This is a genomic window from Streptomyces sp. WMMC500 (assembly GCF_027497195.1).
GTDB lineage: Bacteria > Actinomycetota > Actinomycetes > Streptomycetales > Streptomycetaceae > Streptomyces.
In genome coordinates this window covers 4569088-4581681 of the sequence record NZ_CP114905.1, presented here as the reverse complement: position 1 = coordinate 4581681, position 12594 = coordinate 4569088, and the positions used below count along the sequence as shown (strand labels likewise).

12 protein-coding genes and 1 tRNA gene are annotated in these 12594 nt (G+C 73.5%); 2 read left to right on the top strand and 11 right to left on the bottom strand.

What is annotated here, in order from left to right; genetic code table 11:
* Nucleotides 1–12 precede the first annotated feature (12 nt).
* The 7 genes from O7599_RS19635 to O7599_RS19605 all read right to left on the bottom strand — a co-directional run bounded on the left by O7599_RS19635 (nucleotide 13) and on the right by O7599_RS19605 (nucleotide 7117).
* A complete protein-coding gene (locus O7599_RS19635; protein WP_281616912.1) occupies nucleotides 13–1398 on the bottom strand; it encodes a serine/threonine-protein kinase in 1386 nt (461 codons plus the stop codon).
* 47 nt (nucleotides 1399–1445) lie between these two features.
* A complete protein-coding gene (locus tag O7599_RS19630) occupies nucleotides 1446–1991 on the bottom strand; it encodes a DNA-binding protein (protein WP_281616911.1) in 546 nt (181 codons plus the stop codon).
* Between the two features lie 168 nt (nucleotides 1992–2159).
* A complete protein-coding gene (locus O7599_RS19625) occupies nucleotides 2160–2957 on the bottom strand; it encodes a class E sortase (RefSeq protein ID WP_281616910.1) in 798 nt (265 codons plus the stop codon).
* Nucleotides 2958–3006: 49 nt separating this feature from the next.
* Nucleotides 3007–5385: a class E sortase gene (locus tag O7599_RS19620; protein ID WP_281616909.1), complete on the bottom strand. Its 2379-nt coding sequence runs from the start codon at nucleotides 5383–5385 to the stop codon at nucleotides 3007–3009.
* On the bottom strand, nucleotides 5382–6050 hold the full coding sequence (locus O7599_RS19615; protein WP_281616908.1) for an aminodeoxychorismate/anthranilate synthase component II: 669 nt from the start codon (nucleotides 6048–6050) through the stop codon (nucleotides 5382–5384). The genes O7599_RS19620 and O7599_RS19615 overlap by 4 nt, the downstream gene beginning before the upstream one ends.
* Nucleotides 6047–6295, bottom strand: coding sequence for a hypothetical protein (locus tag O7599_RS19610; protein WP_281623670.1), 249 nt, complete (start codon nucleotides 6293–6295; stop codon nucleotides 6047–6049). The genes O7599_RS19615 and O7599_RS19610 overlap by 4 nt, the downstream gene beginning before the upstream one ends.
* A gap of 72 nt (nucleotides 6296–6367) precedes the next feature.
* Nucleotides 6368–7117 (bottom strand): DUF881 domain-containing protein, encoded by a 750-nt coding sequence (locus O7599_RS19605; RefSeq protein ID WP_281616907.1) that lies wholly within the window; start codon nucleotides 7115–7117, stop codon nucleotides 6368–6370.
* Between the two features lie 128 nt (nucleotides 7118–7245).
* Here O7599_RS19605 and crgA point away from each other — a divergent pair, with 128 nt between their 5' ends.
* Nucleotides 7246–7503 (top strand): cell division protein CrgA, encoded by a 258-nt coding sequence (gene crgA / locus O7599_RS19600; RefSeq protein ID WP_281616906.1) that lies wholly within the window; start codon nucleotides 7246–7248, stop codon nucleotides 7501–7503.
* 307 nt (nucleotides 7504–7810) lie between these two features.
* Here the strand turns inward: crgA and O7599_RS19595 are convergent, their stop codons facing one another.
* The gene (locus O7599_RS19595; RefSeq protein ID WP_281616905.1) at nucleotides 7811–8710 is read right to left on the bottom strand and encodes a rhomboid family intramembrane serine protease; all 900 of its coding nucleotides are present in this window, start codon (nucleotides 8708–8710) and stop codon (nucleotides 7811–7813) included.
* A 150-nt stretch (nucleotides 8711–8860) separates the two neighbouring features.
* Complete coding sequence (locus O7599_RS19590) at nucleotides 8861–9385, bottom strand: peptidylprolyl isomerase (RefSeq protein WP_047016820.1); 525 nt, start codon at nucleotides 9383–9385, stop codon at nucleotides 8861–8863.
* A gap of 182 nt (nucleotides 9386–9567) precedes the next feature.
* Between O7599_RS19590 and O7599_RS19585 the strand changes: the two genes are divergently transcribed.
* Entirely contained in the window at nucleotides 9568–10392 is an 825-nt protein-coding gene (locus O7599_RS19585; protein ID WP_281616904.1) for a DUF5324 family protein, read from the top strand.
* A 79-nt stretch (nucleotides 10393–10471) separates the two neighbouring features.
* Here O7599_RS19585 and O7599_RS19580 read toward each other — a convergent pair.
* Nucleotides 10472–10544, bottom strand: a tRNA-Ala gene (locus O7599_RS19580).
* A gap of 83 nt (nucleotides 10545–10627) precedes the next feature.
* A complete protein-coding gene (gene pknB, locus O7599_RS19575) occupies nucleotides 10628–12571 on the bottom strand; it encodes a Stk1 family PASTA domain-containing Ser/Thr kinase (RefSeq protein WP_281616903.1) in 1944 nt (647 codons plus the stop codon).
* Nucleotides 12572–12594 lie beyond the last annotated feature (23 nt).

Genomic DNA, 12594 nt, shown 5'->3' with positions numbered 1-12594 from the left:
GGCGTACGGGCGTCAGCCCGAGGCGAGCGCCCAGACGCCGGCCGCCATCAGCAGCACCGCGAGCACCACGACCGGGACCGCCACCTTCGCCGGCGGTCCCGGTCGCCGTTGCGGCACACCGCCGCCGGGCAGGGGCCGCTGCGGCGGGGGCGGGGACTGCGGGTGCGGGTGGGGCTGCGGGTGGGCGGTCGTGTACGGGGCGGTGGGCGTGGGCGGCTGCGTCGCGGCCGGCGGCGCGATGCCGTAGCCGGTCGCCTCGGCCGCCGGGCCGCCCGCGCCCGGCTCCGCCGCGGCAGCCGCCGGCGGGGGTCCGTAGCCGCCGCCGGGGGCGTACGCGGGGGCGGGCGCCCGCGCGGGCCCCGCCGGGCCCGCGGCGTTCCCGGCCGGCCCCTGGCCCGTACCGGGACCGGCGCCGGGGTCGAGCCCGGGTCCGGATCCGGCGTCAGGTCCCGGGCCGGGTCCCGCACCGGGGTCCGGCACGGCCGCCGCCGCGTCCGGCCCGGCCCGTACCCCGGACCGCTCGGGACCCCGCGGACCGAAGCCCACCGGCAGCGGCCCCAACTGGTCGAAGACCTCCACCGGCTCCTCCGCCGGATCCAGCTCCGGCAGCAGCTCCGCCGCCTCCGCCAGCGCCTTCCGCGTACCCGTCGCCGTCCGGAACCGCGCCTCGGGATCCGGCTGCAGCAGGTTCGCGAGCACCTGCCACAGCGGCTCCGGCACCTGGGCCGGGGCCGGCGGCACGCCGTTGTTCAGGTACGTCTCCACCAGCGCCTGACTGTCCGGACGCTCCCCGGTCAGCAGGTACAGCGCCACCAGACCCACCGCGAACAGGTCCGCGGGGAAGTCGGGTTCGGCGCCCAGCATCTGCTCCGGCGCGAAGTAACCGGGCGTGCCGACGACGAAGTTGGTGTCCGTCAGCCGCGGTTCGCCCTTGCGCATGGAGATGCCGAAGTCGGAGAGCCTGAGGTGCGGCCGGCCGGTACCGGTCGCCTCCAGCAGCACGTTCGCCGGCTTGATGTCGCGGTGCACGACGCCCTCGCCGTGCACCGCGGCCAGACCGGCGAGCAGTTGGTCGAGCAGCAGGCAGACGAACCGCGGCGGCAGCGGTCCGTAGTCGCCGATCAGATGGGCCAGTGAGCCGCCGCCCACCAGGTCCATCGTGAACAGCACCTTGTCGTCGTCGGCCGCCCAACTGGCGGGCGCCAGCACGTGCGGGTGGTCGATACGTACCGCCTGCTCGCGGACGAAGCGCAGCAGCGTGTGCGCGTCGCTCTGCTGCAGCACCTTGGCCGCCACATAGCGCCGTCGCCGGTGATCCCAGGCGCGCCAGACCGCGCCCACCCCGCCCCGGCCGATCGGATCGATCAGCTCGTACCGCCCAGCGAAGACCTCACCCATGCTGCTGCGCCCGCCCCTTGTACGGTTCCTGTCAGTAACTCATCCGGTTATGACTGATGTGCTTCGTAATGTGCCACCGCGTCGGCGGTACGGCCGGCGCCGTACACCCGGAGGAACTCTGCCAGCTCCGGTTGTGTCGGCGCGAGCCGGTCCGCGGCGTCGATGATGTCGCCGGCGGCGGCCACCGAGCGCAGCAGCGACTGGATCTCCCGGACGACGCGACGCACCGTCGTCGATCCGGTCGACGACTGCGTCTGCGTCGTACCGAGCACCGCCCCTCCCGCGCTCTTGCGAATACCCTCCATACGTTCCGCCGCCTCCGCCGCCGAGACGCTGCCGCTCGTGACCTCCGCGGCCAGCTCCTGCAGCGCCTGCACGCGCTGTACCACCGACGGATTGCCGATCTTCGCCCGCTGCCCGCTCATGAGCTGCGACAGCATCGGGGCCGAAATGCCGAGCACGGCGGCCAGCCGTGCCTGGTTCAGGCCGAGATCGTCGATCAGCCGCCGGAACAGCACGCCCAGCGGTTCGCCATACCAGCTTCGCTGTAGTTCTCGTGCGCGTTCGCTGGTGTCCTGCCGTGGAGCTCCCATGCCGTGCGGCCTCCCCAGATGTCCCCGAGTCCAGATTCGCGCTTGCGAACTGCATCCTACGGAGCGGGACCGCGCCCAGACAGACCTCGGCAAGGTGAGATAACCGGGACGCGTTCCACCACGTCCGCGACGGTCTACGCGTGCCAACCGGGGGCGTGCGGCCGGGGCTCAGGCCAGCTCGGGCGGCGGGGTGCGCTCCTCGTCGACGCGGTCCACGCGCTCCAGCTCGCCCCAGACGACGTAGCGGTGCCGGGAGGTGTACATCGGGGTGCACGTGGTGAGCGTGATGTACCGGCCGGGCTCCGACTTCCCGGACTCCTCCGGGATCTTGTCCAGCACGGCGGTGTTGTACTTCGAGGTCTCCGAGAGGACGGCGTACGTCTTGTAGACGAACCAGCGGTCCTTCGTCTCGAAGACGATCGGGTCGCCCTCCTCGATGCGGTGGATGTCGTGGAACTTGGCGCCGTGCCCGTCGCGGTGCGCGGCGAGCGAGAAGTTGCCGCGGCGGTCCCAGGGCATGGCCGACTTCACGGGCTCCGTGTAGTAGCCGGCGACGCCCCTGTTCAGGTCGTCGGTCGCCGTGCCCTCCCGGACGAGGATGTTCTCCTCCATCGCCGGCACGTGCAGGAAGCCGATCCCGCCCTTGAGGTCACCGATGTTCACGGGGCGGGGCTTGCCGTCGTCCGGGGAGTTCTCCCAGGAGTCGCGCAGGTCGTCGGTCATGCGGCCGGCCTCGCGGTTGGCCTGGACGTTGGTCCAGTACAGGGAGTAGACGACGAAGAGGGCCATGAGGACGCCGACGGTGATCAGCACCTCGCCGAAGAGGCTGACGGCCGTGGCGAGGGGACCGCGCCGGCCGCGGGGGTGGGCCGGGGCCTGGGCGGCGGTCTCCGGGGCTTCCGGCGCAGCCTCTTCCGCGGCCTGAGCCGCGGGTCCGCTCTCCCGCTCGTCGTCCGTCGCTGCCACCGCTTCCCCGTTCGTTCCGTCCCGCCGGCCTCCGGCCCGCCCGTACCGCTCAGTCGACGAGCGCGTCGGGCTTGCCCTCGCTGCGCGGACGCTCCTCGACCATCTTGCCCCAGACAATAAGCCGATATTTGGACGTGTACTCAGGCGTGCAGGTCGTTAGTGTGACGTAGCGGCCCGGCTCGGTGAATCCCGACCCCGCGGGCACCGGATCGATGACGTCGGTGTTCGACGGCGAGGTCGACGGGAGCGTGTTGGCCACCTCGTAGATGTAGTAGGTGTCCTTGGTCTCGACGATGATCTCCTCGCCCGGCTCCAGCTTGTTGATGTAGCGGAAGGGCTCGCCGTGCGTGTTGCGGTGCCCGGCGACCGCGAAGTTCCCCTTCTTGTCCCACGGCATCGCCGTGGCGAGGTCGCCCTCCGCGTAGTGGCCGAGAAGGCCGCGGTCGAGGACCTTCTGCTTGTCGATGCCCTGCGCCACCGGACGGTCCACGTTCAGGGACGGGATGTGCATGATGGCGAAGCCCTCGCCGGCCTCGAACGCGCCGGGGTCGCGGGCGTCCTCCTTGCCCGCGCCGTCGCCGCGCTTCCACTGCTCCTCCAGTTGCCTGGCCTCCTGCCGGGACTCGCGGTCGGCGAGGACGTTGGTCCACCAGAGCTGGTACACGACGAAGAGGAGCATCAGCACGCCCAGGGTGATGAACGCCTCGCCGGTGATGCGGCTGATCAGCACGGTGCGCTGCTGCTTCGCGGCGCGGGCGGCCTTGCGTGCGGCCATGCGGGTGCCGAGGGCGCGGGCAACGTTCAGGGACATCGTCTGAACGGTGCGGTCCTCGCGGTCGCCGCGGCCGTCGCTCGGAGGTATGCCGCGACGGCGGGAGGCCGGGCCGGTTCCCCAGGTGAGGCGCTGGTCGGCGCCGGGGTTCGCGGGCTGGTCGGGGGTACGGGCCGTGGCGGGGCCGGGCGCCGTGGCGGGGCCCGGAGCCGTGGCCGGGCCGGGCGCCGGGGGCCGCGCCGGGTCGCGGCGGGGGGTGGCGGCGGGGGCCGGTGCGGGGGCCTGTGCCGGATCGGCCGTCGCGGGGGCGCCGGCGTGGGCGGCGGCGTGGAGGTCGCCCCAGGGGGAGGGGTCGCGGGGGGCCGGAGGGCCGGCGCCGGCGGGGGCGGTGCCCGCGGGGGCGGCGCCCGCCTGGGTGTGACCTCCGGCGTGCCTGCCCTGGGCGGGTGCGGGGTACGGCTGTTGCTGCTCCTCGACGGCGGGCCGGCCGGCGTGGCGGCGCGGGGTGGGCCTGGAAGGAGTGCCGGGGAGCGGGTCGGTGAGGGGGTCGCCGGTGGGGGCGGTGCGGCCGGGAGCGGGTGCCGGGCCGCGTTCGTCGGTCAGCGGGTCCGTCAGCGGGTCGCCCGTCGCCGCCGGGTGGGGGGCGCCCAGGGGGTCGGCGGGGGCCTGGTCGTAGCCGAGGAGCTGCGGGTCGTACGACGCCGGGGGCTGCTGGTCGTACGCGGGGGTGCGCTGCCCGTACGCCGCGGCCGGCGGCGCCTCCGCGTACGGAGACGGTTGCGGGCCGGCGCCGTACGACGCCGTCGGGTACTGCGCCGCGGTCCCCTCCTGCGGCACGGTCGCCGCCGGGTCGGGGCCCGGGGCGGGCGCGTACGTGCCGGGGCCGTGGCCGTCGGCGCGGGGCGGCGGATCGTTTCGCGGGGTGCCCGGCGCGGGGTCCGCCGGGTGTGCGTAGCCGGCGGGGGCGGCGTGGGCGTCGCGGGCGTCCGGCGGGGTGTGGGGGCGGAACCAGCGGGAGACCGCCGAGGTCGGCGACTCGGGGCGGGGCTCCAGGGGCCGCGGCCGCGGGCCGTCGACGGCCGCGGGCTCCTGTCGCGGGACGTGGGGCTGGGGGTACGGACCCTGCGGATACGGGCCCTGCGCGTACGGGTCCTGCGGGTGCCCCGGCCCGGGGCTCCGGCCCTGCGGGCTCTGCTGCTGCGTGAAGCGGCCCGGCGCGTGCTGCTCCGGCTGCGGCCCCGCGTCGGCGCCGGGCGGCGGCGGCAGGGGGTCGCCGCGCAGCGGGTTGCGGTGCGCGTACTCCGGCAGGTGGCCCTGCGCCAGCGGGTCCTGTCCGCCGCCCGCGCCGTAACCGCCCGGCCCCGGCCGCGTGCCGGACCCGGCGCCTGCGCCCGCGCCCGCCGCCCCGGCACCCGGGCCGCGTCGCCTCCTGCCCGTACCGCCCGAACCGCTCGCCCCCGACGTGTCCCGGCGCGGCAGCGGCGGCCGGCCGCCGGACGGCGGGTCCACGGCGTCGCCCGCCGGCCCGCCGTGCGCGCCGTGCGCGCCGCCGTCCGGGGCGCCCGGGTCGGGGTGGCCGGGGTACCGCGCTTCGCGCCCCGGCCCGCGCTCCTCCGCGCGCCCCGGTGCGTTGCCGTCCGGCCGGGTGTCCGTCACCCCGCGGTCCCGGCCGCCCCGGCGCCCGCCGGCGTCAACCCGCCCGCCACCGGCGCCAGACCCGCCGACCGCTCGACGGCCCCGCCGTCGCCGCACTCGGCCAGCCAGTTCGCCAGCATCCGGTGCCCCCACTCCGTCAGCACGGACTCCGGGTGGAACTGCACGCCCTCCACCGGCAGGTCGCGGTGGCGCAACCCCATGACCAGACCGCTGTCCGTCTCCGCCGTGACCGCCAGCTCGTCGGGCAGCGACTCCCGCTCGACGGCCAGCGAGTGGTACCGGGTCGCCGTGAACGGCGACGGCAGCCCGGCGAACACGCCGGCGCCGCCGTGCGTCACCGGCGAGGTCTTGCCGTGCAGCAGCTCGGGCGCCCGGTCGACGACGCCGCCGTACGCGACCGCCATCGACTGCAGCCCGAGGCAGACCCCGAACACCGGCAGCCCGCGGGCCGCGCAGTGCCGCACCATGTCGACGCACACCCCCGCCTGTTCCGGCGTACCGGGCCCGGGGGACAGCAGCACGCCGTCGAACGCGTCGTCCGCGTGCCGCGGCGTCACCTCGTCGTTGCGCAGCACCTCGCACGTGGCGTCGAGCTGGCAGAGGTACTGGACCAGGTTGAAGACGAAGCTGTCGTAGTTGTCCACGACCAGAATGCGCGCGCTCATCGCGGGGCGGCTCCTTCGTCGACGGTGACGTCGTTGAACGGCAGCAGCGGCTCGGCCCAGGGGAACACGTACTGGAAGAGGAGGAAGACGATGCCGAGGACGAGGATGAGCGAGATCAGCGCCCGCACCAGCGCGTTGCCCGGCAGATGCCGCCAGATCCAGCCGTACATGCGTCCCTCTTCGCCGATCTTCGCCGTTGCCTGTGTGTACCCGTAGCCGCTGCCGAATTCGTCCGTACGAGTCACCAGACTAACGACCCGTGCCCCGCGAAGCGGCGGGCTTCCCACGCGCCACCGGCCGGGGGCACGTGGGAGGGGTCACTCCACGGGCCGGGCGTGGTGCAGGTCGACGGTGCCGGAGTAGCCGGGCAGCGACACCGAGTCGTGCGGGTCGACCTCGTAGCCGAGGCCGTACGCCTCCACGTAGCGCAGATAGTTCTGCACCGCGGGCTCGGCGTCCAGGGCGGCCTGGAGGTCCTGCCGGTCGCCCACGGCGGTGATCTTGTACGGGGGCGAGTACACCCTGCCCTGCAGGATCAGGGTGTTGCCGACGCAGCGCACCGCGCTGGTGGAGATCAGCCGCTGGTCCATGACCCGGATGCCCTCCGCGCCGCCCGCCCACAGGGCGTTGACGACGGCCTGGAGGTCCTGCTGGTGCACGACCAGGGTGTCCGGCGTGGGGTCCGGCACGCCGGGGATGAGCGCGGTGGCGTCCGGCGGGGCGTCGGTGAGGGTCACCGTGAGCCCGGCGCCGTCGACCCGGGCGGCCCCGGCCGCGGCCTCCGCCTCCCGGAGTTCCCTGCCGGGGGCGGTGCCGGCGCCGTGGTCGCGCTCGGCGAGGGAGTCGACGTCCTCGCGGAGGGAGGCGTTGCCGCCGTCGAGGCGCTGGTTGGCCCGGTCGCGCTCGTAGATGAGGTCCGTGAGGCGGAGCATGGAGTCGTCGGTGCGCAGGTTGGTGCCCTGCGCGGTGTTGAAGCTCGTCCAGAAGATCAGCCCGGCGAGGCCGAAGGCGGCGAAGGTGAACAGCCGTGCGGGCCTGATACGGGGCCGCCGTGCGGAATTGGTCACCGTACCCTTGTCTCCTTACCCCCCGTGGAAGGACTACGCTAACGGACACGCCCGGGGCAGGAGCCGCCCCCGCGGCTCGGGGCCTCCCCGGCAGGCCCGCAACCGCAGCGTCGACAGGAGAGTCTCTCGTGCCGAAGTCACGGATCCGTAAGAAGGCCGACTTCACCCCGCCGCCGGCGAAGTCGGGTGAGTTCAAGCTGTCCGGCTCCGGCAGGAGCTGGGTGGCGCCGTTGATGCTGGCGTTGTTCGTCATCGGGCTCGCCTGGATCGTGGTGTTCTACGTCACCACGGGAGACCTGCCGCTCGACGCGATCGGCAACTGGAACATCGTGGTCGGCTTCGGCTTCATCCTCGCGGGGTTCGTCGTCTCCACGCAGTGGAAGTAGCCGCCAGGCACCTTCCGGGCCGGCTGCGGCCCGCCGTGGGCAGAGTTATCCACAGGTCATCCACAGCTGTGCAGAAAGCAGAAGATCTGTGGATAACCCCAGTGGCGTTGACGCCGGTCCGACCGCGGTACACCGTCTGGACCAGCGGTGATTCCGCGGCCTGCCAAGGAAAACGCAGGGATGTTCGAAATCGAACGGCTGTCTCCACAGTACGCACAGGATCGCTGACAGCCTGTGGACAACTTCGGGCGTGGCTGCTTGCCCCACACCTCTCAACGCGGCCCGGGCCCGCAGGTTACGTCGCCCGCTAGGTCAGTTGCAGGGTGCGGATCACGACCACCGCGACGATCGCCAGCAGCGCCGCCGAGGCCACCGCCCGCTGCACCGCGATCCGCTTCTCGCGGGGCGCGTGCACGAACCCGTACGCGACGGCCGTGCCGATCGCCAGCCCGCCGAGGTGGCCCTGCCAGGCGATGCCCGACCAGGTGAAGGTGAAGACCAGGTTGATCGCCAGCAGCACCAGCACGGGCCGCATGTCGTAGTTCATCCGGCGCATCAGCACCGCGGTGGCGCCGAAGAGGCCGAAGATGGCGCCGGAGGCGCCGAGCGCGGCGTCGTTGGGCGCGGCGACCAGATAGAACAGCGCGCTGCCGCCGAGGCCGGAGAGCAGATAGAGCGTGACGAACCGCAGCCGGCCGAGTGCGGCCTCCAGCGGCGGCCCGAGGAACCACAGCGCCAGCATGTTCAGCGCGATGTGGGCGACTTCCTCGTGCAGGAAGACGGAGCTCAGCAGCCGGTACCACTGGCCCTCGGCGACGCCCTCGACCGGCCCGCCGAAGGAGAAGACGGCCTGCCCGACGAGCAGCATCGGGTCGCTGACCCGCTCGCCGCCGGAGAGCACGGCGAGGAAGACCGCGAGGTTGAGGCCGAGGATGATCTTGGTGATGAGGCGCGGGTCGGACGCCGTGACGCCGCCCGCGAGCGTGCGGGGCGCGGCGGCGTTCGGCGCGTGGCCCGTACCCGAGCCGCCGCGGACGCACTCGGGGCACTGGAAGCCGACCGACGCACTTATCATGCACTCCGGGCAGATGGGCCGGTCGCAGCGCACGCAGCGCACGCCGGTCTCGCGGTCCGGGTGCCGGTAGCAGCCGGGCAGCCCGCTCTCCCCCGCCGGCTTCTCCGCGCCGCCTCCCGGTGCCTGGTCCATCAGCTACCCGCGTCCCCTCTGGTTCTCGCCCGCCCCGCGCTGCTTCTCCCGCCCGCCCCGCGCTGCTTCTCCCGCCCGCCCCGCCCTGCGGTTCCCGCCCGTCGCCCCACTGCAGGTGGTACGACGGGCGGGGCGCTCAGGTTCCCGGGGTCAGCGCCGTGTGATCTCCACGGACTCGATGACCACGTCCTTCTCGGGGCGGTCGGCCCGCTTCGTCCGGACGGCCGCGATCTCGTCGACGACCTTCTTGCCGGCCTCGTCGGCGACCTCGCCGAAGATGGTGTGCTTGCCGGTCAGCCAGGCGGTCGGCGCCACGGTGATGAAGAACTGCGAGCCGTTGGTGCCGGGTCCCGCGTTCGCCATCGCCAGCAGGTACGGGCGGTCGAAGGCCAGGTCCGGGTGGAACTCGTCACCGAACTCGTAGCCGGGGCCGCCGGTGCCGTTGCCCAGCGGGTCACCGCCCTGGATCATGAAACCGCTGATGACGCGGTGGAACACGGTGCCGTCGTACAGCCGCTCGTGGGACACCTGGCCGGTCGCCGGGTGGGTCCACTCGCGCTCGCCGGTGGCGAGTCCGACGAAGTTCTGCACCGTCTTCGGCGCGTGGTTCGGCAGGAGCTTCACCTCGATGTCGCCGTGGTTCGTCTTCAGGGTGGCGTAGAGCTGCTCGGCCACGATGTGCCTTCCTTACGGATTCATTTGCGTCCCCCGATCCTCGCACGCCCGCCTGGGCGATCCCCAGCCTCCCGCCGGGTTGTGGATGTAACAGAACATGCCGGCCTGGGCGAATCCGGGCATGATCTGAACGCAGGTGAACAGGCGCACAGTGAAACCCGTCCCGTACGAAGGAGAGTTCCGTGACTCGCAAGAACGGCGCGCGCACGGCCACTGACACGGCGAAGCACAGCGTGCAGCAGGCGGCCGAGGCGATGGCCCCGTACGCCGCCTCCGCCCGGAACCAGTGCGCCCACATGGCGCATGAGGCGCGCGAGCGCTTCGGCCCGAAGGTCTCCGACCTGGCGACGAGCGCCCAGGTGGCGTACTGCGCCCACCTGGAGCCCCGGGTACGGAAGGTGCGCCGGGCGGTGCCCGGCGAACTGGACAGGACCGCCGCCGACGCGGCCCGCCGGGCGCGCGACGCGGCGGCGTACGCCGCCCCCCGCATCGTGGGCGCCGCCGCGGCGACGAAGGCCGCGGCGGTCGCGACGAAGGCAGCCGCGGGCCCCGCGACCCGGCAGGCCGCCGCCCGCGGCACCGCGGCGCTGTCGGCGCTGAAGGGCGAGGTGAGCCCGGCGGAGATCGACGAACTGGCGCGCAAGCGGCACCGCCGCGAGGTCGTCGGCCGTACGGCCAAGGGCACCGTCGTCGCCGGCGCCCTCGGCGCCGGGGCGCTCGTCGCCTGGCGCTGGTGGGACCGCCAGGTCAACCCGGACTGGATGGTCGAACCCACGGACGCCACCGAACCCGGCACCGACGCCTCCACCACGCGGATCGTCGACGACACCGAGTACATGGACCGCGAGACCCGCATCGACCGCGCCGACGCCGGCCAGGACCCGGACGCCCAGGCCCGGCAGGCGGCCTCGGACATGGACGCCGAGGGCGGCGGCACGGCCCGCTCGGAGGCGGGCGAAGCGACGGACACGGGCCGCGCGTACGACGAACGCGAGAACGACCGCTGAGCGCCCGTCCCGTACGAGAACCGGCGAGAGCCCCGAGGGGCCGGGAGAAACCGGCCCCGCGGGGCTCTGCCGAAGGGTGTGGAGCCTAGGAGAGTCGAACTCCTGACATCTGCCATGCAAAGACAGCGCTCTACCAACTGAGCTAAGGCCCCGAAGCGGCCCCCAGCCTACCCGCTCGGCGGGGGCGCTCGCATCGCGGTGATCCGCGCGGCCGGGAGCCGGCCCGGGACAGCTCCTAGTCCTCCTCGCCCGGCCGTGTGACCAGGTTCACGGTGTCGCCCGGCTGCACCTCGGTCCCCGGCGCCGGGTCGTGCGCGACGACGATCGCGGCGTCGTCCGAGGGGGCGCCCGGCAGGAACCCGACGACCAGGCCCATGCCCTCCAACTGCGCCTTCGCGTCCGCGACGGTCTTGTTGACCAGGTCCGACGGCACCGTCAGCGCTTCCAGCTCCGTGGCCACCGTCAGGGTGACCGTGTCGCCCTCCGAGGCCGCCGTGCCGGCCTCCGGGGTCTGCGCGATGACCGTCTCCGGGGCGGCGTCCGCCGTCTGCTGGTCCGTGCGCTGGACCACGAAGCCCTGGCCCTCCAGGGTCGCCTTCGCGTCCTCGTACGCCAGGCCGTCGACCTTCGGGACGTTGATCACCGCCGGCTCGGTCTCCTCCGGCGCGACGGCGACGGTGAGGGTGACGAGGGAGCCCTTCGCGGCCTTGCTGTCGCCCGACGGGTCCTGGTCCAGGACCTCGCCCTCCGGCTCGCTCGACTCCTGCTCCTCCTGGTCGACGTCGAAGCCCGCCTCCCGCAGGGTGTCCTCGGCCTCGTCGGCGCTCAGGCCCTCGACGTCCGGGACGGTGACCTTCTCCGCGCCCGAGCCCTTGGAGACGACCGCGCTGACGGTCTCGCCGCGCTCGACCTCCTCGCCGGCCGCGGGGTTGGTGCTGCACACCGTGCCCTTGGGCTGGTCGCAGCGCTCCTCGCCCTCCTTGGTCAGGGTGAGCTTGAGGTTGCTCATGTCGTTCTGGGCGTCCGCGAACCTCTCGCCGACGACGTCCGGCACCTCGACCGGGTCGGCTCCCTGGTCGCCGAAGATGGACTTGCCGATGAAGATGGCGCCGACGAGGACCAGGATGCCGGCGAGGATCAGCAGCACCGTTGACGTGGCGCCGCTGCGCTTCTGCTGCCGGCGGCGGCCCGGGCCGCGGTCGTCGTAGCCCATGCCGCCGTCGTCGTCCCGCGCGGGCGGCAGCATCGTGGTGCCGTAGCCGTTCTGCGGGGCCATCGCGGTGGTCGGGGTGTCGCCGGGGAAGCCGGCGGCGCCCATCGCGGCGGTCGCGGCGACGGGCAGGCCCTCCAGCGCGGCGTCGATGTCGGCGCGCATCTCGTCGGCGCTCTGGTACCGGTAGTCCGGGTCCTTGACGAGCGCCTTCATCACGATGGCGTCCATCTCGGGCGTGACCTCGGGGTCGAACGTGCTCGGCGGCTGCGCCTCCTCGCGCACGTGCTGGTACGCCACCGCCACCGGGGAGTCGCCGACGAACGGCGGCCGGCCGGTCAACAGCTCGTACAGCAGGCAGCCCGTCGAGTACAGGTCCGAGCGCGCGTCGACCTGCTCGCCCTTGGCCTGCTCGGGGGAGAGGTACTGCGCGGTGCCGATGACCGCGGCGGTCTGCGTCATCGTCATGCCGGAGTCGCCCATCGCGCGGGCGATGCCGAAGTCCATGACCTTGACCTGGCCGGTGCGCGTCAGCATGACGTTCGCCGGCTTGATGTCGCGGTGGACGATGCCGCTGCGGTGCGAGTACTCCAGGGCCTGGAGGATGCCGGTGCACATCTCCAGCGTCCGCTCGGGCAGCAGCTTGCGCCCGGAGTGCAGCAGCTCGCGCAGCGTGGAGCCGTCGACGTACTCCATCACGATGTACGGGATGGAGACGCCGTCGATGTAGTCCTCGCCGGTGTCGTAGACGGCGACGATGGCGGGGTGGTTCAGGGACGCGGCGGACTGGGCCTCGCGGCGGAAGCGGGCCTGGAACGAGGGGTCGCGGGCCATGTCGGCGCGCAGTGTCTTGACCGCGACCGTACGGCCGAGGCGGGTGTCGTGGGCGAGGTACACCTCGGCCATGCCGCCGCGGCCGAGCACCTGGCCCAGCTCGTACCGCCCGCCGAGGCGACGCGGCTCTTCCATAGCTTTCTCCCAGCCCTCTTCCG

Bases quoted from the DNA above. Each gene is read 5' to 3' on its own strand.
- O7599_RS19635 (WP_281616912.1), bottom strand. From the start codon at position 1,398: ATGGGTGAGGTCTTCGCTGGGCGGTACGAGCTGATCGATCCGATCGGC.
- O7599_RS19615 (WP_281616908.1), bottom strand. From the start codon at position 6,050: ATGAGCGCGCGCATTCTGGTCGTGGACAACTACGACAGCTTCGTCTTC.
- O7599_RS19630 (WP_281616911.1), bottom strand. From the start codon at position 1,991: ATGGGAGCTCCACGGCAGGACACCAGCGAACGCGCACGAGAACTACAG.
- O7599_RS19595 (WP_281616905.1), bottom strand. From the start codon at position 8,710: ATGGACCAGGCACCGGGAGGCGGCGCGGAGAAGCCGGCGGGGGAGAGC.
- pknB (WP_281616903.1), bottom strand. From the start codon at position 12,571: ATGGAAGAGCCGCGTCGCCTCGGCGGGCGGTACGAGCTGGGCCAGGTG.